The sequence below is a fragment of the Kosakonia sp. SOY2 genome (genome assembly GCF_027109175.1).
Lineage (GTDB): Bacteria > Pseudomonadota > Gammaproteobacteria > Enterobacterales > Enterobacteriaceae > Kosakonia.
Map to the genome: position 1 here is coordinate 1886184 of NZ_JAPVXH010000001.1, position 20797 is coordinate 1906980.

The window sequence follows — 20797 nt, forward strand, 5'->3', positions numbered from 1 at the left end:
TTATAAATCACATAGTAAAAGCCAGATTTAAATTACTGAAACCACTACGCAGGAACATAGGCAACTGTGAGCAAGACGGCAAGCAAATTTTTCATTACGCGGCAGGGACAAAACAAAAATGCGAGATAGTTTCCGAAAATGAGGTTGATCTCTGAGCATGCAACGGTTACTGTATAAACATACAGTAACCCACAGGGCTGGATTGATTATGTACACTTCAGGCTATGCGAATCGTTCGACAACACTCGCTTCAACACTCAACAAATTGAATCATGTTGAGCCTTCCAGCATCACTACCGGGCTGATTAGCGAAATGGTCTATCGTGAGGACCAGCCCTGGATGACGCAGCTTCTTTTACTGCCTTTACTGCAGCAACTCGGGCAACAATCCCGTTGGCAGCTGTGGTTGACACCTCAACAAAAACTCAGCCGTGAGTGGGTGCAATCCGCTGGGTTACCCCTCACCAAGGTGATGCAGGTGAACCAGCTTTCTCCAAGCGTAACACTGGACTCAATGATTCGTGCATTGCGCACAGGTAACTATAGCGTCGTTATTGGCTGGCATTCTGAAGAGCTGACTGCAGAGGAACATCGCCAATTAGCTATGGCGGCAGAAGAAGGCAATGCGATAGGCTTCGTTATGCGACCTGTACGCCACGATCCTCTGGCTGCGAGACAGCTTTCCGGGATAAAAATTCACTCAAATTTGTATCATTGAGTAAATTTAAGAGTTTTCCTAGGATGTTTTTTGCCTAAGAGCAGCGCTTCAAATTTATCGTCCAAATACAGCGCGAAAGCCTGTCTCGCGCGCTTTGTACGGAAATAGCCGTGGTGAAAGATTCATCAGAAGTGTTAAATATTGTGTATACAAAGCCTTTTTTTTCATATGCCTGACGGAGTTCACACTTGTAAGTTTCCAACTACGTTGTAGACTTTACATCGCCAGGGGTGCTCGGCATAAGCCAAAGATATCGGTAAAGATGTCTGCAGAGTTGTCAGTGAGCAATGCCCCCGGTGAAGGATTTAACCGTGGCTTCTCTAAAGAGATTCCCATGGCGATTTTTGGATGATAACGAGGCGCAAAAATGAAAAAGACAGCTATCGCGATTGCAGTGGCACTGGCTGGTTTCGCTACCGTAGCGCAGGCCGCTCCGAAAGATAACACCTGGTATACAGGTGGTAAACTGGGTTGGTCCCAGTATCATGACAAAGGTGCGGTATGGCAGAACGATGGCCCGACCCACGAAAGCCAACTGGGTGCTGGTGCGTTCGGTGGCTACCAGGTTAACCCGTACGTAGGTTTCGAACTGGGCTATGACTGGCTGGGTCGTATGCCGTACAAAGGCGACACCGTTAACGGCGCGTTCAAAGCTCAGGGCGTTCAACTGACTGCTAAACTGGGTTACCCGGTAACTGACGATCTGGACCTGTACACTCGTCTGGGTGGTATGGTTTGGCGTGCAGACGCTCAGAACAACCAGGGCTTCAAAGATCACGATACCGGTGTTTCTCCGGTCTTCGCTGGTGGTGTTGAGTGGGCAGTTACTCGTGACATCGCTACCCGCCTGGAATACCAGTGGGTTAACAACATCGGTGATGCAAACACCGTTGGTGCTCGTCCGGACAACGGTATGCTGAGCGTAGGTGTTTCCTACCGCTTCGGCCAGCAGGAAGACGCTGCTCCGGTAGTAGCTGCTCCGGCTCCGGCTCCGGCTCCGGAAGTGCAGACCAAACACTTCACTCTGAAGTCTGACGTTCTGTTCAACTTCAACAAAGCGACGCTGAAACCGGAAGGTCAGCAGGCGCTGGATCAGCTGTATGGTCAGCTGAGCAATCTGGATCCTAAAGACGGTTCCGTAGTGGTTCTGGGCTTCACTGACCGTATCGGTTCTGACGCTTACAACCAGAGCCTGTCTGAGAAACGTGCACAGTCCGTAGTTGATTACCTGGTTTCTAAAGGTATCCCGGCTAACAAAATCTCCGCACGTGGCATGGGTAAATCCAACCCGGTTACCGGCAGCACCTGTGACAACGTGAAACCGCGTGCAGCGCTGATCGACTGCCTGGCACCGGATCGTCGCGTAGAGATCGAAGTTAAAGGTAGCAAAGACGTTGTAACTCAGCCGCAGGCTTAAGTTCCCGTCTAAAAAAACCCCGCTCATTAGCGGGGTTTTTTATTGCCTGAAATAACAGGCAGGAATAATTCGCACCTATTCTTTCCCAAGTAATGCCTGCAGGTCATGTTTCAGCGTAGACATCTGTGATGCATACTTTTCCTTGTGCTCGGCATCTTCGATCAACTGCACAATCGTTTCAGAAAGCGTTTTCCCCCTGCGCTGCGCTAACCCAGCCAGACGCTGCCAGACCACAAATTCCAGGTCGATCGATTTTTTACGCGTATGCTGATGTTCGGCATTAAAATGCCGCTTGCGGCGGGCGCGAATAGTTTGCTTCATCCGGTTAATCAATGACGGATTGATATGCTGCACAATCCAGTCGTTGACCTGTACGGGTTCATTTTCGAGTGTCAACAATAAATCGACCGCATCTTTAGCGGCACTGGCTTCTATGTAGCGCGTGATTAATTCCCCTTCACGATGCTTTTTTACAAGATACTTCCATTTCCAGCCGCTTTCGAGATTTTCCAGTTGTTGATATTTCATTGCGCTCTCAACGTGACCGTGTAACTCAGTTCAGAATATCAGTTTTTTCCAACTCTGCTGAAAAGAAATCACGGCCTCGTTTAAGCCAATAGTGTTCGCGTCGCGAAAGCGTGTAATCAATGTGTGCTGTTGGAGCGTTTACGGTATAATCGCGCCTTTGACATCAGACTAAAAAAACGACTTTGACCATTACAAAACTTGAATGGAACGACCTGGTTCCTGATACCAGCAGCTATCAGGAAGTATTTGAATCGTCCGAATTAGCCCGCGAAACGGACTTCTCCCTGGCCGATACGCAACCCCGATTACAGTACGCGCTGGAGCAATTGCTCTATCCGCAGGCGACGTCACGCTTTTTGCTGGCTAAAGCGCCAGAAGAAGCCGAATATCTTGCGCTTATCGCCAGCGCCACCGAGATGCTCATCCCTGAAGCCCGCCCATTTTCTGGCGGCCAATATCATGTCAATGGTTCGGCAATTCGCTTCGAACCTTCGGCTGATGCCCAGGCAAATTTTATCGGCAGCAAACCCACCGCGATCGCCGATTGGGTAGAAGCAGAACAACTTTTCGGCTGCCTTCGCCAGTTTAATCAGGAAATCACGTTGCAACCCGGCCTCGTCCACCAGGCAAACGGTGGAGTGCTGGTTATTTCCTTACGTACTCTGCTTGCACAGCCACTTCTGTGGATGCGCCTGAAAACGATGGTAACGCAGCGCCGTTTTGACTGGGTTTCCTTTGATGAATCGCGCCCTCTGCCGGTCACTGTGCCGTCCATGCCAATGGATCTGAAAGTCATCCTCGTGGGTGAACGTGAATCACTCGCGGATTTCCAGGAAATGGAGCCGGAACTCGCATCGCAGGCCATTTACAGCGAATACGAAGAAACGCTGCAAATTGCTGATGCCGAAACCATGCCCATATGGCGTCAATGGGTCGAGCAAACCGCTCGCGATGCGCACTTGCCCGCCCCTGCGGCTGATGCATGGACAACACTCATTCGCGAAGCCGTCCGCTACACCGGCGATCAGGAAACGTTACCTCTTTGCCCAATGTGGTTGTCTCGGCAACTGCGAGAAGTGGCAGCGATGTCCACTGATGAAACCTTTAGTGGGGAAGAGTTCCAGACAATGCTTGCGCAGCGAGAGTGGCGTGAAGGCTTCCTGGCGGAGCGCATGCAGGATGAGATCCTGCTTGAGCAAATTCTGATCGAAACCGAAGGAGAACGCATCGGTCAGATCAATGCACTGTCCGTTATCGAGTTTCCGGGACATCCACGTGCCTTTGGTGAACCCTCGCGAATCAGTTGTGTGGTACATGTTGGCGATGGCGAGTTTAACGATATTGAACGCAAAGCTGAGCTGGGCGGTAATATCCACGCCAAAGGCATGATGATCATGCAAGCGTTCCTGATGGCGGAACTGGAGCTGGAACAACAGATCCCCTTCTCCGCCTCACTGACTTTTGAACAATCATACAGCGAAGTCGACGGTGACAGCGCATCAATGGCTGAACTGTGCGCATTAATCAGCGCGCTATCTGAAGTTCCGCTTAATCAGAGCATTGCGATCACAGGCTCGGTGGATCAATTTGGTCGCTCCCAGCCGGTCGGCGGGCTGAATGAAAAAATCGAAGGCTTCTTCACTATTTGTCAGCAGCGCCAGCTCACTGGCAAGCAAGGGGTGATTATTCCCTCGGCAAATGTACGCCATCTCTGCCTGCAGCAGGAACTTCTGGATGCTATCCAGGCGCAGCAATTTTTCATCTGGGCAGTAGATGACATGATGGATGCGCTACCCTTATTAACGGGCTTGCCGTGGGATGCCGAAGGGCAAAACAACCTTAAGCAACTCATCCAGGAACGTATCGCGCAGGCAACACAACAGGATGCTCGCCACCGCTTCCCGTGGCCGCTTCGCTGGTTGAACTGGTTTATCCGAAACTGATCGGACTTGTTCAGCGTACACGTGTTAGCTATCCTGCGTCCGAAATTACAAATAAGGCTTACTGAGAACATGGTAGATAAACGCGAATCCTATACAAAAGAAGATCTTCTTGCCTCTGGTCGTGGCGAATTGTTTGGCGCAAAAGGCCCGCAATTGCCGGCACCGAACATGCTGATGATGGACCGTGTGGTCAAAATGACTGAAACCGGCGGTAACTTCGATAAAGGCTATGTTGAAGCTGAGCTGGATATCAACCCGGATCTGTGGTTCTTTGGCTGCCATTTCATTGGTGATCCGGTGATGCCTGGCTGCCTCGGCCTCGATGCAATGTGGCAACTGGTTGGTTTCTACCTGGGCTGGCTCGGCGGAGAAGGCAAAGGCCGCGCACTGGGCGTAGGCGAAGTGAAATTCACCGGCCAGGTGCTGCCAACGGCGAAAACCGTGACTTACCGTATTCACTTTAAACGCATTGTAAACCGTCGTTTGATCATGGGTCTGGCAGATGGCGAAGTGCTGGTTGATGGCCGCGTTATCTATACCGCCGCGGATCTGAAAGTAGGTCTGTTCCAGGATACGTCTAACTTCTGATACCGGGTTACCTACCCCGGTAAAGGCGAAACCTCCGCAATGCGGAGGTTTCTTTTTTAAAGAGACAGAATCAGGCAATGACTGCCCTGTCCTCCATGGCCTCCCGCCAGCCTCCCAACCACTCGGACCTTTGATTCAGGGTTTGGTAGGGACACATTTCCTTCGGACGCCCGGTAATACCAGCCTGATAACCACGTTGATGTGCCCGTTCCAGGCGATCGCGTTTTTGTCTCTTCATGCCTCGTTTCCCTCATTATTTGATCTGGTGGAAAAGAAAACAGTGGTCACTTAATGCGCAACCACAGGTCACAAATACCTTGAATAGACTTCGTCGTCAATGCGCAAAATTCACGCCAGTGTCATAAATGTGAGCTACACAAAAGTTCATTTGTACAAAAAATGTGAGCCAGCACAACTAATGGTTTGTACTGAAACATAAAAAAACCGCCATAGATTTTGTCTATGGCGGTTTTTACAGACTTTAGATTTACTTATGGCAGACGATTTAGCGTATTCGCAATACTGACAGCCTCTTGCTGCCAGCCCTGAGCCAGCATTTTCACCATTTCATCATAGCCATCCTGCTGCTGTTTCAGCTCAATATGGAAGGGGCGCTTAATCAGTTGTCCCTGGTGTTTAAGTAACCATTCGCCGCTTACAATCACTCGCCCATCATAGCGACCATGAAAACCGGTCACTGTTACGTTTAGCGTATCTTGCTCACTGCCTAACGGCTGCGATGCGACCACCCAGCCAGGCAGTTGATTGCTCAGATTGGATACCAGCGTGTTACGCAGTTGCTGATCAAGCGGGCTGGCCCACAAATTGTTCGTAGCAATGACGTATTGCACATCGCTGGTTTGGTACACCACGCCATTCCCCGCGAGAAAATCAGGTACCGAAACCTGTTCTACCCATAACTGACGATTCCCCTGGTTTTGCCCGGCCATCGCCTGTGCCTTTACTTGCGACGGCGAAGGCAGCTGATAGTAGCTTTTGTTATCACCGCCGCTACTGCAGGCTGTCAGCAACAGCGCCAGTATCGCTAATGCGCTCTTTTTCATTCTTTTGCCCTCTTCGGCTGCGGATCGGGTTTCCCTTTCGCTTCAAATACCAGCGCGTTGCTCTTATCGTTGAGCGTTTTCAGCACCGGTTGCAGTTCACGCAATACCTGATCGAGGCGCTGCATATCCGCCACCATTTTATTGTAAGCGGCGGAACCCGGCTGGAAGCCCTGCATACTGCGGTTAAGTTCGCGTAGTGTGCTCTGCATATCTGCAGGCAGTTGCTGCATCGACTGGCTGGCGGTCAATTTGTTGAGGTTATCCAGCGTCGTTTGCAGACGTTTGAGCGTTTGCTGGCTTTCAGATAGCGTGCTCGTCGCCTGCTGGATCATCGGGTTCAACGGTAAATTGTTAATTTTATCCAGCGTATCCATTAGCCGTTGCTGGATCTGCGCCAGTCCACCACTCATAGTCGGAATGATGGGATAGCCAGCGAACTCGTGCATGCCACTGATCGCCGGGGCATTATTGTAAAAATCGAGATCAACATACAGCGCGCCGGTAACAATATTACCGGTCTTCAACGAGCCTCGCAGACCACGCTTCAGTAGCGCATTCAGATGTGCGCTCAAATCCGGATCTTCACCCAGTTGGTTCGCCAGACGTTCCGGCTCAATACGGATCAGAACCGGAATACGATAATCATCATTCAGCGCCTGGCGCATACCTTCCGTAAAGAACGGCACCTTGCTCACCGTACCAAGGCGGATGCCGCGGAACTCAACCGGCGCGCCGGGTTGCAAGCCACGGATCGAATCTTTAAAGAACATCAGATAATCAACATGTTCGGTGTATAGCGAATCCTGAATGCTGCGCTGATCGTCATACAACTTAAAAGCGCTGTTTTCCGCCACCGGCTGCCCCAAATCCAGGCCTTCCGGCACATCGAAGCTGACACCGCCGCCGAACAGCGTCGTCAGCGACCCCATCTCGACACGCATCCCGGCGGAGGTGAGATCGACGGCAATCCCGCTGTCTTTCCAGAAACGCACATTGCTGGTCACCAGCCGATCGTTCGGCGCATTAATAAAGAGCTGATAGCTCATGGTCCGTTTTTGCGTATCAAAGGTGCTGGTTTCCACTGAACCCACGCGATAGCCACGGAACAACACCGGATCGCCTGCCGTTAATTGCCCCGCTTTATTACTGTCAAGGATCACCCGGATACCTTTCGCATCCGGCGGTGCCAACGGCGGCGAATCGAGCAAGTTGTAGCGCTCCGGTGCATTGCCTTTTACACCGGGCTGAAGTTCGATATAGGCACCAGAAAGCAGCGTACCAAGCCCGCTGATACCTTCGCGACCCACCTGCGGTTTCACCACCCAGAATACCGAATCATTATGCAGGAGCTTTTCCATGCCGGAATTGAGCCGCGCTTTGATTTCAACATGGGTAAGATCATCGGTCAGCGTCGTACTCTCCACTACGCCAACGTCCACGCTGCGGCTTTTGATCGTCGTTTTACCGCCGACAATTCCTTCGGCGTTATTGGTGATCAGGGTGACTTCCGGGCCTTGATGGCTGTAATGATAGAAAAGGATCCAGGCCCCAATCAGTGCCGTCACAATCGGGAAAATCCACACCGGTGACCAGTTTCTCACCTTTTGCACCCTGGCTTCCCCACTCTTATTCTCCATGCTTTAACGACTCCTCATGGTGCGTTTGTGGCTCGCGATCCCAGCTCAGACGCGGGTCGAAAGTCATTGCCGCAAACATCGTGATAATAACGACCAGCGCAAACATCAGCGCACCCATCGCAGGATAAATATTCATCAGCCCCCCCATCCGCACCAGTGCAGACAGTACGGCAATAACAAACACGTCGATCATTGACCAGCGCCCAACGAATTCCACTATTTCATAAATAAAATGCATGCGTTCGCAATCGCGCTTTCCGTGCCCTTTCGCATCAATACACAGCCAGGCGATGCCAATCATTTTCAGCGTCGGCACCATAATGCTGGCGATAAAAATCACTAACGCAACCGGATACGACCCCTCGCTCCACAGCAAAATCACCCCGGCCAGAATGGTCGACGGCATGCGGTCGCCCAACAGGTCGGTCACCATGATGGGCAAAATATTGGCGGGTAAATAGAGCATGATGGCGGTCATCAGCAGCGCCAGCGTCCACTGAATACTGTTGCGCCGACGCGCATGGCCATGAGTATGGCAACGTGGGCAAACCGGCTGGTCAATCGCCACTATCGCCGTGCAACATGGGCAGGACCGCAGCCCCTGGCGGATACCTGGTACACCGACATGCAGCGGCTGCGCAACAGCTGGCGCTGGCGCAATGTCGTCCCACAGCCAGTGGCGGTCTACGCACTGAAACGCCCGCAGTTGCAACAGACAGAACAGGCACCAGGGAATGAAACTGCTGCCGATGCCAATATCGCCATAAGCCATCAGTTTGACGAAACTGACCAACACCCCGGCGAGGAAAATCTCTGCCATTCCCCAACTTTTAAGCTGGAATAACACGCGGGCAAGGCCAATTTTCAGGCGAAAATCCATCCGCACGCGGTTAACCAACAGCAGGATCGTCACCAGGCAAAACGCTGGCACAAACTGCACGAACAACAGAAAGAAAGTGCCGAGGCTGGCGTAATCTTCCGAGAACATCACACCAGGAATTTCCAGCAGCGTCACCTCACTGGCAACGCCTGCTACTTTCATGTTTACGAAGGGAAAAAGGTTGGAGAGCAATAACATAAACAGCGCGACGATAGCATAAGCAGTGGGACGCTGCCGCGGCGCGTCCCACTCGGTCGCAAGCGTTGTCCCACAACGCGGGCACACCGCTTTTTGTCCATGTTGCAGCGGCGGTAACGCCACCAGCATGTCACATTGCGAACAGAGAATGTGGCGAGTGGTGTGGTGGTGTTCACACATACAGGCTCCCTTTATGCGCCGTTTTTCAGAGCCTCCAGATACTCCCAGCGTTCAAACGCTTCCTCAAGCGCTTGCTCCGCCGAAGCCATATCGGCTAAGACTTTCTGCGTATGGTCGTGCGGCTGGCTAAAGAAACTTGCATCGGCGACCTGCGCTTGCAAATCCCCAAGTTGTGCTTCCAGTTGTTCCAGCTTTTGCGGTAATTGTTCCAGTTCACGCTGCAGGTTATAGCTTAGTTTGTTACTGTTGCGTTTGACAGTTTCTGCTTTGGCTACCGGCGCTTCCATACTTTTTTTCGCGGCGTCCTGTTTTTGCATCTGCGACGCCGCCTGCTGACCACGGGCATCGTGATAGCCGCCAACATACTGACCAATCTGGCCGTCGCCTTCGAAGATCCAGCATTCGGTCACGGTATTATCAACGAACTGACGATCGTGGCTCACCAGCAGAACCGTCCCCTGATAGGCATCGATAAGCTCTTCCAGCAGTTCCAGCGTTTCAACATCCAGATCGTTGGTTGGTTCATCGAGAATTAACAGGTTGCTGGGTTTCAGGAACAGACGCGCCAGCAACAGTCGGTTACGTTCCCCGCCAGAGAGCGCACGTACCGGCGTCATCGCCCGTTTCGGATGGAACAGAAAGTCCTGCAAGTAACCCAGAATGTGGCGCGGCTTGCCGTTCACCAGCACTTCTTGCTTACCTTCAGCAAGGTTGTCCATCACCGTTTTATCCGGGTCCAGTTCGGCGCGGTGCTGATCGAAATAGGCCACTTCCAGTTTGGTACCGACATGGACACGCCCGCTATCGGCTTTGAGTTGATCCAGCATCAATTTGAGTAGCGTAGTCTTACCGCAGCCGTTCGGTCCGATCAGCGCGATTTTGTCGCCGCGCTGCACCTGCGTGGAGAAATTGCGCACCAGCACTTTGCCATCGATGCCGTAATTGACGTCTTCCATCTCGAAAACAATCTTGCCGGAGCGGGAGGCCTCTTCCACCTGCATCTTCGCGCTGCCCATCACTTCACGGCGTTCACTGCGCTCGCGGCGCATGGCTTTTAACGCGCGGACGCGGCCTTCGTTACGAGTACGACGCGCCTTGATGCCCTGGCGGATCCACACCTCTTCCTGCGCCAGCTTGCGATCAAACTCCGCATTTTGCAGCTCTTCCACGCGCAGGGCTTCTTCTTTCTCCAGCAGATACTGATCGTAATTGCCCGGATAGGAAACCAGCTTGCCGCGATCGAGGTCGACGATACGCGTCGCCATATTGCGAATAAACGAACGATCGTGAGAGATAAAGATGATGGTGCCGCCGAAAGATTTCAGGAACCCTTCCAGCCAGTCGATAGTTTCAATATCCAGGTGGTTGGTTGGTTCGTCGAGCAGCAGCACACGCGGACCGCTCACCAGCGCGCGCCCCAGCGCTGCCTTACGCAACCAGCCGCCGGAAAGGGCGGAGAGCGACATATCCGCCGTCAGCCCAAGCTGCGCCAGCACTTCATTGATACGGTTTTCCAGTTGCCACAAACCGTGGTGATCCAGCATCTCCTGCACACGCGCTAACTCGGCGAGGTTTTTATCGCTCGGATCGCTCATCACCAGGTGGGAAACCTCATGGTAGCGCTTGAGATACTCGGCCTGCTCTTCAATCCCTTCAGCGACAAAATCGTAGACGCTGCCGGTAACATTACGCGGCGGATCCTGTTGCAGGCGTGCCACCACCAAATCTTGCTCATACACAATGCGACCATCATCCAGGTTAACTTCCCGGTTGAGGATCTTCATCAGCGTTGATTTCCCCGCGCCGTTACGCCCAACAAGGCACACGCGTTCGATTTCTTCGATATGCAGCTCAGCATTATCGAGAAGCGGCGCATCGCTGAATGACAGCCACGCGCCATGCATACTGATCAATGACATTTATTTATCCTTTCAGGCTGCGGTAATCAGCCAGCAGTTGTGGATCTGACGGTTGCGGGCAAAATCCTGCGACTGCGTTTTTTGGGTGATTTCTTGTGCTTTAAGACCCAGTTTCGCCAGCCCGTCGAGATCCATACGGAAACCGCGTTTGTTATTGGAAAACATGATCGTGCCGCCCTTACGCAACAGGCGTTTGAGATCCTGCATCAGCGCCATATGGTCGCGCTGTACATCAAAAGACTCTTCCATACGTTTGGAGTTGGAGAAGGTCGGCGGATCGATAAAGATCAGGTCGAACTGCTCATCAGTATCGCGCAGCCACGCCAGGCAGTCGGCCTGGATCAGGCGATGCGCACGACCGCTCAGGCCATTAAGACGCAGGTTGCGCTCGGCCCACTCCAGATAGGTGCGTGACATATCCACCGTTGTCGTCGAACGCGCGCCGCCCAGCCCCGCATGCACACTGGCGCTGCCGGTATAAGAGAAAAGATTCAGGAAATCTTTGCCTTTACTCATTTGGCCGAGCATACGGCGCGCGATACGGTGATCGAGGAACAAACCGGTATCAAGATAATCGGTCAGGTTGACCCACAGGCGAGCGTTATATTCGCTCACTTCCATGAAATCACCCTTTTCATTCATTTTCTGATACTGATTGTTGCCCTTCTGCCGTTCACGGGTTTTCAACACCAGCTTGTTTGGCGCAATCCCCAACACATGAATAGTGGCCGCAATGATGTCAAACAGGCGCTGACGCGCTTTTTGCGCATCAATCGTTTTCGGTGCGGCATACTCCTGCACCACCACCCAATCGGCATAGCGATCGACCGCGACGTTGTAATCCGGCAGATCGGCATCGTACAGGCGATAACATTCGATACCTTCCTGACGCGCCCATTTTTCCAGCTTTTTAACGTTCTTGCGCAGGCGATTCGCGTAATCTTCCGCCATTGCCGGCGCTTTCGCTTCGCCGGTATTTTCCGCCAGATGGTAATTTTTCTGCACGCAATCCAGTGGACCGTTTTTCGCTTTGAACTGGCGCTCAGCACGCAGTTGCAGGCAGTTCAGCAGATCAACCGAGGCACTAAACAGTGACAGATTCCAGCCGCCAAATTGTGCTTTCAGCAGACGGCCCAACAGGCTGTGCAGCGCGATCAGCGCCGGTTCACTCTCCAGACGCTCACCATACGGCGGGTTACTGATCACCGTACCGTACAGGCCTTTTGGCAGCGGGTTGCTCAGCTCGGCAACATCTTTGACCTCAAAAGTCACCAGCTCGCCAATCCCGGCGCGTCGGGCGTTTTTACGGGCGATATCGATAACGCGCGCGTCGCTGTCTGACCCATAAAAATGGGAGGCGTAATTCGCCAGCCCCGCACGCGCGCGCGTTTGTGCCTCGGCTTTCACCTCTTGCCACAGCGCTTCATCGTGCTGTGCCCAGCCACCAAAACCCCAGTGGCCGCGGTGCAGACCCGGCGCGCGATCGGTCGCCGCCATCGCAGCTTCAATCAGCAGCGTCCCGGAGCCGCACATCGGATCCAGCAGCGGCGTGCCTGGCTGCCAGCCAGAACGCATCACGATCGCGGCGGCCAGGTTTTCTTTGATCGGCGCCATCCCGGTGCGATCGCGGTAGCCGCGCAGGTGCAAACCTTCACCGCTCAGATCAAGGGAGATATTTGCCGTATCCTGGTTCAGCCAGACGTTAATACGCAGGTCCGGCATCTCACGTTCCACATTCGGACGCGGCAGGTTTTTGCGGGTAAAGCTGTCGACGATCGCATCTTTGACTTTCAGCGCGCCGTACTGGCTGTTACGAATTTCATCGTTCAGGCCGCTAAAATGGACGGCGAAGGTTGCGCCCGGATTAAACATCTCTGTCCAGTTGATCGCCTGCACGCCGAGGTAGAGATCAAGATCGCTGTAAACCTTGCACTCCCCAAGCGGCAGCATAATGCGCGAAGCCAGACGACTCCACATCAGGCTCTGGTACAGGAGCCGCGTGTCCCCTTCAAAATGGACACCACCCTGAACAACCCGGCACTCAACGGCACCGAGTTTTTCCAGTTCAGTTTTTAACAGCTCTTCCAGCCCGCGGGCCGTACTGGCAAACAGAGAAATCATAATGTCACTTACACTCAACGAAAATTGTTGCGCATTATAGCTAATCTGGCGTTCATGTCATAAAGTTGAGGGCTAATTTTCATCAGACAGGGGGAAGACGTGCCAACGCTTTCACGTCTTTTTATTCATCCGGTAAAATCCATGCGTGGTATTGGCCTGACGCATGCACTTGCCGATATCAGCGGCCTCGCTTTTGACCGTGTTTTTATGGTCACGCAACCCGATGGCACTTTTATTACCGCACGACAGTATCCGCAGATGGTGCGCTTTACGCCCTCACCGTTAACCGATGGTTTGCACCTGACCGCACCGGATGGCAGCAGCGCGGTGATTCGCTTTGCCGATTTTGCGCCCGACGCCGCGCCCACGGAAGTATGGGGAAACCACTTTACTGCCCTAATCGCGCCCGACGAGATTAATCGCTGGCTGAGCGGCTTTTTTTCGCGCGAGGTGCAGTTGCGCTGGGTTGGACCTGAATTAACCCGCCGCGTTAAACACCACGATGACGTACCGTTATCTTTCGCCGATGGTTTTCCCTATCTGCTGGCTAACGAAGCCTCGCTGCGTGATGTACAAAACCGTTGCCCGGCCAGCGTGAAAATGGAGCAGTTTCGCCCCAACCTGGTAGTGACGGGCGCGCAGCCGTGGGAAGAGGACAGCTGGAAAGTGGTGCGTATTGGCGAGGTGGTTTTCGACGTCGTGAAACCGTGCAGCCGGTGTGTGTTCACCACCGTCAGCCCGGAGCGCGGGCAAAAACACCCCTCCGGTGAGCCTCTCGCGACCTTACAGCGTTTTCGCACCGCGCAGGACAACGGTACCGTCGATTTCGGCCAAAACCTGATTGCCCGTAATAGCGGAGTGATCCGCGTTGGCGATGAAGTAGCCGTGCTGGCAACGGCGCCCGCGAAAATATACGGCGCAGGCGAAGCCGAAGAAGCTGTTGAACAGGATGTGCAACCCGCAGGCACGGTAGAAATCAACTGGCAAGGTCAAACATTTCGCGGCAATAACCAACAAGTGTTGCTTGAACAGCTTGAAAATCAGGGGATTCGCGTGCCCTACTCGTGCCGCGCCGGGATTTGCGGTTGCTGCAGGATCCGCTTAGTGGAAGGTGAAGTCAGTGCGCTGAAGAAATCAGCGGTTGCGCCGGATGGTTCAATTCTCTGCTGTAGCTGTGTGCCGAAAACATCGCTGCGACTGGAGGCTTAAACCGCCTGTTCGAACTGAATTGCGTTGGTATGTAACTGTGGTTTGAGGCGATCGTTCATAATTTTAATCGCGTCGCCCAGTTGCATAGTGCGCCCGGCAATTACCACGCCGGGTTGCGCCAGCAGACACAGCGCAGCATTGTCACCCGGTTCAACCACCAGCAGATTCACACACTCCTGCGTATCGCTGAGCCAGACGCAAGCGCCTTCGCCCGTAACAGGCGTCCACAGGGAATCATGCGTCATGAAGTGCCAGCTTTTCGGCATTTGCGGCTTGAGGAAGCGAATCGCTACCAGCGCGTTAAGCACCAGTTCAGCGCGTTGCTCATGGGATAACGGCAAATCGCGGCATTTTTCATCAAAGGAGAAATAGAGCGCAGCATCATCAACGCAAAAACCAGACGGTGAGAAAGCGTCTGGCGTCAGCATCTTACGGGCAAAACGAGAGCGAAATAACATGCCATTGGCTAAATCGAGCATCATGCGATCATGCTCATCATCAAAATACCAGCGCCAATTATCGTCAGGTTTAATTCGCATTTTCCTCTCCCCTTCCCCTAAACATCCTGTCGCTTTTTCATCCTGTTTGCCGCCTCGTTTATTACCTAAATAATAAAAGACTAAAATGTTTAAATTAGCAACAGTGGTGGAATATAAAACAACCAGGGCGGGAAATAAAGCCCTGGTTGTACAGGAAGGGATAAAAGATTAGATATGGGTAACGATTTCTTTAATCAGCGGTGGACCTTTAAAAATAAAGCCCGAATAAATTTGCACCAGTGACGAACCGGCGGCGATTTTCTCGCGAGCCGCTATCACCGAGTCGATGCCGCCCACACCAATAATGGGCAAGCGTCCGTTTAATTCTTGCGACAACCGCCGAATAATTTCCGTGCTTTTTAATTGCAACGGACGACCACTTAACCCACCCGTTTCGTCACAATGTTTCATTCCCTGTACCAGCGATCTTTCAAGCGTAGTATTAGTGGCAATAACACCATCAATATTGTGGCGAACTAAACTATCGGCCACCTGGATCAATTCTTCTTCAGAAAGATCTGGTGCGATCTTTACGGCTACCGGAACATATTTATGATGCACATTTTGCAGATCGTTTTGCTTATTCTTAATTGCGGTAAGCAGATCGTCCAGCGCTTCGCCATATTGTAGCGTGCGCAAACCGGGCGTATTTGGCGAAGAAATATTAATGGCGATATAACCGGCGTAGGCATAGATTTTTTCCATACAAATCAGATAGTCATCTTTACCCTGCTCGACTGGCGTGTCTTTATTCTTACCAATATTAATGCCCAACACACCGTCGAAGTGTGATTTTTTTACGTTCTCAACCAGGTTATCCACGCCAAGATTATTAAAGCCCATACGGTTGATCAGCCCTTCGGCGTCCACCAGACGGAAGATCCTCGGCTTGTCATTACCCGGCTGCGGGCGTGGGGTCACGGTACCGATTTCGATGGCGCCAAACCCCATCGCGCCCAGCGCATCAATGCACTCACCATTTTTATCCAGCCCGGCCGCTAACCCCAACGGGTTCTTAAAGGTCAGACCCATGCATTTGACCGGCTTCTCCGGTACACGCTGACGTACAAGGGCTTCGAAAGGTGTGCCGGTAATACGGCGTAATTGCTGGAACGTTAATTCATGAGCGCGCTCTGGATCGAGCTGGAAAAGGGCTTTACGAACGAAGGGGTAGTACATGAACTCTCCTGGATTCCCGGTTGCAAACCGGGGGCGTATTATCAGTGATTACCCGACGAAAGGGAATTGACCTGCGGCAAAAAAAGGCGAATCGACGCAATCGTTTTCTCTTACCTCTCTCCTTTATGCAAATTTCAGCATATTTTCATCGAATAAATCATTTAGTGGAATAAATCGACTCTGCCACACTGCCCTTAATTGTTATGAATGTTATCTAAAAGCAAACAATTGGTTATAAGGAGCGATTATGAGAGTTGTCACCCTGGCCGGAAGCCCGCGCTTTCCCTCCCGCTCCAGCGCGTTGCTGGAGTATGCCCGCGAGCGCCTGAATGCGCAGGATATCGAAGTGTGTCACTGGCATTTGCAAAATTTCGCGCCGGAGGATCTCCTCTATGCCCGCTTTGATAGCCCCGCGTTACAAACATTTATTGGGCAACTCAACGAGGCCGACGGGTTAATCGTCGCGACACCTATTTATAAAGCGGCTTACTCCGGCGCCCTGAAAACGCTACTCGATCTGCTGCCCGAACGGGCGCTGGAAGGCAAAGTGGTGTTACCGCTGGCCACTGGCGGCACCGTGGCGCATATGCTGGCGGTGGATTACGCCCTGAAGCCGGTGCTCAGCGCACTGAAAGCGCAAGAGATCCTGCATGGCGTCTTCGCCGATGATAGCCAGGTGCTGGATTACCAGCATAAGCCCAGCCTGACGCCCAATCTGCAAACCCGACTGGATAAGGCGCTGGAAACTTTCTGGCAAGCGCTGCACCGCCGGGATATCCAGGCGCCGGATTTCCACCTGCCGCAAGGAGTCGCGCATGTTTAATCTGTTTAAAAATCGCGCGCAATGGCTGGCGTTAAGCGGTTTACTGACGCTTTCCGCCTGGACGCAGGCCGCCGAACCGGCACCGGAAAGTTTGCGTATTGGTTACCAGAAAGGCAGCGTCAGCATGGTGCTGGCAAAAAGCCATGAACTGCTGGAAAAACGCTACCCGAACACCAAAATCACCTGGACGGAATTCCCGGCAGGCCCGCAAATGCTGGAAGCACTGAATATTGGCAGTATCGATCTCGGCAGCACGGGCGACATTCCGCCAATTTTTGCGCAAGCCGCGGGGGCGGATCTTTTGTATGTCGGCGTTGAGCCACCAAAGCCGAAAGCAGAAGTGATCCTTGTTGCACAAAACAGTCCGATTAAAACGGTTGCCGATTTGAAAGGGCATAAAGTCGCTTTCCAGAAAGGTTCCAGTTCACACAATTTACTGCTGCGCGCACTGCAACAGGCCGGGCTGAAATTCAGCGATATTCAGCCGGTGTTTCTGACACCTGCGGATGCGCGCGCCGCGTTCCAGCAAGGTAACGTTGATGCATGGGCCATCTGGGATCCTTACTACTCGGCGGCGCTGCTGCAGGGTGGCGTGCGGGTACTGAAAGACGGCACCACGCTGAAACAGACTGGCTCCTTCTATTTAGCTTCGCGTCCCTATGCGGAAAAAAACGGTGCATTTATTCAGGGCGTTCTGAATACCTTTAGCGAAGCCGATGCGTTAACCATTAGCCAGCGTGACGAAAGCATCACACTGTTTGCCAAAACGCTGGGGCTGCCCCAGCCGGTGATTGCCAGCTATTTCGATCACCGTCCACCGACCAAAATCTCACCGGTCGATGACACCACCGCCGCACTGCAACAGCAAACGGCCGATCTCTTTTATGAGAACCGGTTGCTACCGAAAAAAGTCGATATTCGCACCCGTATCTGGCAACCGGCCAAACAAGGAGCCAAATCATGAGCTTAAATCTGTTCTGGTTTTTACCCACCCACGGCGATGGTCACTACTTAGGGACGGACCACGGCTCGCGCCCGGTAGATCATGCTTATTTACAACAAGTCGCTCAGGCGGCGGATCGTTTAGGGTTCAGCGGGGTGCTGATCCCGACCGGACGCTCCTGTGAAGATGCGTGGCTGGTCGCCGCCTCACTTGTCCCGGTAACGCAGCGGTTGAAGTTTCTTGTCGCCCTGCGTCCCAGCGTCACGTCGCCGACCGTTGCTGCACGCCAGGCGGCGACGCTGGACAGGCTATCAAATGGACGTGCGCTGTTTAACCTGGTAACCGGCAGCGATCCGCAGGAACTGGCCGGAGACGGCGTATTTCTCGATCATACGCAGCGTTATGAAGCCTCCGCGGAGTTTACTCACGTCTGGTGTCGTCTGCTGGAAGGCGACACTGTAGACTTCGAGGGCAAACATATTCATGTACGCGGCGCGAAACTCTTTTTCCCGCCGGTGCAGCAACCGCGACCGCCGCTCTATTTCGGTGGATCGTCCGATGTGGCGCAGGATCTGGCCGCTGAGCAGGTTGACCTCTATCTGACATGGGGCGAGCCGCCGGCGCAGGTAAAAGAAAAAATTGAACAGGTGCGCGCCAAAGCCGCAGCCCACGGGCGTAAAGTGCGCTTCGGTATTCGGCTGCATGTGATTGTCCGGGAAACGAATGCCGAAGCCTGGCAGGCAGCGAATAACCTGATCGCCCATCTGGATGATGCCACGATTGCTAAAGCGCAGGCCGCCTTCTCTCGCCAGGATTCCGTAGGTCAACAGCGGATGGCGGCGCTTCATGGCGGCAAGCGCGATCAACTGGAGATCAGCCCCAACCTGTGGGCTGGCGTTGGGTTGGTACGCGGTGGCGCGGGAACCGCGCTGGTGGGCGATGGTCCGACCGTCGCGGCAAGAATCAATGAATACGCTGAGCTTGGTATCGACAGCTTTATTCTTTCCGGCTATCCGCACCTGGAAGAGGCATATCGCGTCGGCGAACTGCTGTTCCCGCACCTGGATGTCGCGGTGCCGCAAATTCCGCAGCCACAACCGTTGCAGTTGCAGGGCGAAACGGTGGCGAACGAGTTTATTCCCCGAAAAGTGGCGCAAAGCTGAGGCAATTATGGCGGCAGAAAAGAAATGGCTCCTGCACATTGCCCCCTGGCTACTGCCGGCGGGGATTGTGGTGGTGTGGCAAATCGCCTCCTCCACCGGTTTGCTCTCCACGCGCATCCTTCCCTCACCGGAAGGCGTGCTGGAAGCATTCTGGACATTAAGCGTGAGCGGTGAATTGTGGCAACACCTGGCGATCAGCTCCTGGCGCGCGGTAATTGGTTTCTCGATTGGCGGCACTATTGGTCTCACACTGGGGTTGGTTAGCGGGTTGTCGCGCTGGGGAGAACGTCTGCTGGATACCTCCATCCAGATGTTGCGCAATGTGCCGCATCTGGCGCTGATCCCACTGGTTATCTTGTGGTTTGGTATCGATGAGAGCGCGAAAATTTTTCTTGTCGCGCTCGGCACGTTGTTCCCCATTTATATCAATACCTGGCACGGCATTCGTAATATCGACCGGGGATTGCTGGAGATGGCGCGCAGCTACGGTTTGTCCGGTTTTGCGCTCTTTGTTCATGTGATCCTGCCCGGCGCGCTGCCGTCGATTATGGTCGGGGTACGCTTTGCGCTCGGCCTGATGTGGCTGACACTGATTGTTGCCGAGACAATTTCCGCCAACGCTGGAATTGGCTACCTGGCGATGAACGCCAGAGAGTTTCTGCAAACGGATGTTGTGGTGGTAGCCATTATTCTCTATGCCCTGCTCGGCAAACTGGCCGATGTGAGTGCGCAATTGCTGGAGCGCCTGTGGCTGCGCTGGCATCCCGCTTATCACGTGAAGGAGGCAACAGCATGAATACGGCGCGACTCACTCAGGGGATCCCGTTGTTATTAAACGGCGTGAGTAAACGTTACGGCGATAACACCGTGCTCAGCGGCCTGGATCTGCATATTGCCGCCGGGCAGTTTGTCGCCGTGGTAGGCCGCAGCGGCGGAGGCAAAAGCACATTGCTGCGCCTGCTGGCCGGGCTGGAAACCGCCAATGCCGGAGAGCTGTTAGCGGGCAATACACCGCTGGCGAATATTCAAAATGACACGCGGATGATGTTTCAGGATGCCCGGCTGCTGCCATGGAAGTCTGTGATAGATAATGTTGGTTTAGGGTTGAAAGGCCGCTGGCGGGAAGCCGCACAGGATGCGTTACGCGCGGTCGGGCTGGAACAGCGAGCCAGCGAGTGGCCAGCAGCGTTGTCCGGCGGGCAGAAACAGCGGGTCGCGCTGGCGCGGGCGCTGGTACATCAACCGGGTTTGCTGCTGCTCGACGAACCCCTGGGTGCGCTGGATGCGTTAACCCGTCTGGAGATGCAGGCACTGATTATGGAGCTGTGGCAGACACACGGTTTCACCGTGGTACTGGTGACGCATGATGTCAGCGAAGCGGTGGCGATGGCGGATCGCGTCCTGTTAATAGAAGAGGGAAAAATCGGGCTGGACCTGGCCATCGATTTGCCGCATCCGCGCCGCCTGGGTTCGGTGAGACTGGCAGAACTGGAAGCGGAAGTGTTGAATCGGGTGATGAAACGCAGCGAGTCGGAAACCGTTCCGTTACCAAAAACTCGTCACGCTTAATGTTCTGTAGTCACCAGCACAGGTCGCGCCCGTTAAGGTTTATTGCTTACTGAAAACCACGCTCTGTCGGCGCAGTCGTCAACCGGTTTGAATTCAGCCAGGTGGGCGGGGGTAAATCACGGACTGGTATACGCGGCTTTATAACGGTTTCGGCGCGCCCTTTGCGGGGAAAACAGTGC

19 protein-coding genes are annotated in these 20797 nt (G+C 53.5%); 10 read left to right on the forward strand and 9 right to left on the reverse strand.

Translation table 11 applies throughout. From position 1 onward, the window contains the following. Window positions 1-208 precede the first annotated feature (208 nt). Complete coding sequence (sulA, locus tag O3S68_RS08990) at window positions 209-718, forward strand: SOS-induced cell division inhibitor SulA (RefSeq protein ID WP_020457271.1); 510 nt, start codon at window positions 209-211, stop codon at window positions 716-718. 367 nt (window positions 719-1085) lie between these two features. Continuing rightward, window positions 1086-2135: a porin OmpA gene (gene ompA / locus O3S68_RS08995; protein ID WP_045506756.1), complete on the forward strand. Its 1050-nt coding sequence runs from the start codon at window positions 1086-1088 to the stop codon at window positions 2133-2135. Window positions 2136-2210: 75 nt separating this feature from the next. Here ompA and matP read toward each other — a convergent pair whose 3' ends face one another. Continuing rightward, a complete protein-coding gene (gene matP, locus O3S68_RS09000) occupies window positions 2211-2663 on the reverse strand; it encodes a macrodomain Ter protein MatP (protein ID WP_020457269.1) in 453 nt (150 codons plus the stop codon). 182 nt (window positions 2664-2845) lie between these two features. Between matP and O3S68_RS09005 the strand changes: the two genes are divergently transcribed. Together O3S68_RS09005 and fabA are read left to right on the forward strand one after the other, a co-directional pair. Next, window positions 2846-4606, forward strand: a complete 1761-nt coding sequence (locus tag O3S68_RS09005; RefSeq protein ID WP_269231327.1) for a Lon protease family protein — start codon at window positions 2846-2848, stop codon at window positions 4604-4606. 69 nt (window positions 4607-4675) lie between these two features. Beyond that, entirely contained in the window at window positions 4676-5194 is a 519-nt protein-coding gene (gene fabA / locus O3S68_RS09010; RefSeq protein ID WP_131411023.1) for a bifunctional 3-hydroxydecanoyl-ACP dehydratase/trans-2-decenoyl-ACP isomerase, read from the forward strand. A gap of 70 nt (window positions 5195-5264) precedes the next feature. On the opposite strand, the gene rmf is transcribed toward fabA, so the two are convergent. From rmf to rlmKL, 6 genes are all read right to left on the reverse strand, one after another. Further along, the gene (gene rmf, locus O3S68_RS09015) at window positions 5265-5432 is read right to left on the reverse strand and encodes a ribosome modulation factor (protein ID WP_017456222.1); all 168 of its coding nucleotides are present in this window, start codon (window positions 5430-5432) and stop codon (window positions 5265-5267) included. Between the two features lie 253 nt (window positions 5433-5685). After that, window positions 5686-6258 carry a membrane integrity-associated transporter subunit PqiC gene (pqiC, locus tag O3S68_RS09020; RefSeq protein ID WP_269231328.1) on the reverse strand — a complete coding sequence of 191 codons (573 nt, stop codon included), beginning with the start codon at window positions 6256-6258 and terminating at the stop codon, window positions 5686-5688. Next, window positions 6255-7895 (reverse strand): intermembrane transport protein PqiB, encoded by a 1641-nt coding sequence (gene pqiB / locus O3S68_RS09025; RefSeq protein ID WP_269231329.1) that lies wholly within the window; start codon window positions 7893-7895, stop codon window positions 6255-6257. The genes pqiC and pqiB overlap by 4 nt, the downstream gene beginning before the upstream one ends. Continuing rightward, window positions 7885-9153, reverse strand: a complete 1269-nt coding sequence (gene pqiA / locus O3S68_RS09030) for a membrane integrity-associated transporter subunit PqiA (RefSeq protein WP_269231330.1) — start codon at window positions 9151-9153, stop codon at window positions 7885-7887. Before pqiA ends, pqiB begins: the two co-directional genes overlap by 11 nt. Window positions 9154-9164: 11 nt before the next feature. Next, window positions 9165-11072: an ABC transporter ATP-binding protein gene (locus O3S68_RS09035; RefSeq protein WP_269231331.1), complete on the reverse strand. Its 1908-nt coding sequence runs from the start codon at window positions 11070-11072 to the stop codon at window positions 9165-9167. Between the two features lie 12 nt (window positions 11073-11084). Continuing rightward, the gene (rlmKL, locus tag O3S68_RS09040; RefSeq protein ID WP_269231332.1) at window positions 11085-13193 is read right to left on the reverse strand and encodes a bifunctional 23S rRNA (guanine(2069)-N(7))-methyltransferase RlmK/23S rRNA (guanine(2445)-N(2))-methyltransferase RlmL; all 2109 of its coding nucleotides are present in this window, start codon (window positions 13191-13193) and stop codon (window positions 11085-11087) included. Between the two features lie 99 nt (window positions 13194-13292). Here rlmKL and O3S68_RS09045 point away from each other — a divergent pair, with 99 nt between their 5' ends. Continuing rightward, the gene (locus tag O3S68_RS09045; protein WP_269231333.1) at window positions 13293-14402 is read left to right on the forward strand and encodes a YcbX family protein; all 1110 of its coding nucleotides are present in this window, start codon (window positions 13293-13295) and stop codon (window positions 14400-14402) included. On the opposite strand, the gene zapC is transcribed toward O3S68_RS09045, so the two are convergent. Together zapC and pyrD are read right to left on the reverse strand one after the other, a co-directional pair. Beyond that, window positions 14399-14941: a cell division protein ZapC gene (zapC, locus tag O3S68_RS09050; RefSeq protein WP_020457261.1), complete on the reverse strand. Its 543-nt coding sequence runs from the start codon at window positions 14939-14941 to the stop codon at window positions 14399-14401. The genes O3S68_RS09045 and zapC overlap by 4 nt on opposite strands. A 168-nt stretch (window positions 14942-15109) precedes the next feature. Continuing rightward, window positions 15110-16120 carry a quinone-dependent dihydroorotate dehydrogenase gene (gene pyrD / locus O3S68_RS09055; RefSeq protein WP_269231334.1) on the reverse strand — a complete coding sequence of 337 codons (1011 nt, stop codon included), beginning with the start codon at window positions 16118-16120 and terminating at the stop codon, window positions 15110-15112. Window positions 16121-16367: 247 nt separating this feature from the next. On the opposite strand from pyrD, the gene ssuE reads away from it, so the two are divergent. The 5 genes from ssuE to ssuB are packed head-to-tail and all read left to right on the forward strand — an operon-like array spanning window position 16368 to window position 20618. Then, the gene (ssuE, locus tag O3S68_RS09060) at window positions 16368-16943 is read left to right on the forward strand and encodes an NADPH-dependent FMN reductase (RefSeq protein ID WP_020457259.1); all 576 of its coding nucleotides are present in this window, start codon (window positions 16368-16370) and stop codon (window positions 16941-16943) included. Next, on the forward strand, window positions 16936-17907 hold the full coding sequence (locus tag O3S68_RS09065; RefSeq protein WP_269231335.1) for a sulfonate ABC transporter substrate-binding protein: 972 nt from the start codon (window positions 16936-16938) through the stop codon (window positions 17905-17907). The genes ssuE and O3S68_RS09065 overlap by 8 nt, the downstream gene beginning before the upstream one ends. Next, entirely contained in the window at window positions 17904-19049 is a 1146-nt protein-coding gene (gene ssuD / locus O3S68_RS09070) for an FMNH2-dependent alkanesulfonate monooxygenase (protein WP_269231336.1), read from the forward strand. Before O3S68_RS09065 ends, ssuD begins: the two co-directional genes overlap by 4 nt. Before the next feature lie 7 nt (window positions 19050-19056). Next, complete coding sequence (gene ssuC / locus O3S68_RS09075; RefSeq protein WP_269231337.1) at window positions 19057-19845, forward strand: aliphatic sulfonate ABC transporter permease SsuC; 789 nt, start codon at window positions 19057-19059, stop codon at window positions 19843-19845. Continuing rightward, window positions 19842-20618, forward strand: coding sequence for an aliphatic sulfonates ABC transporter ATP-binding protein (gene ssuB, locus O3S68_RS09080; RefSeq protein WP_269231338.1), 777 nt, complete (start codon window positions 19842-19844; stop codon window positions 20616-20618). Before ssuC ends, ssuB begins: the two co-directional genes overlap by 4 nt. The last annotated feature ends 179 nt before the right edge of the window (window positions 20619-20797 follow it).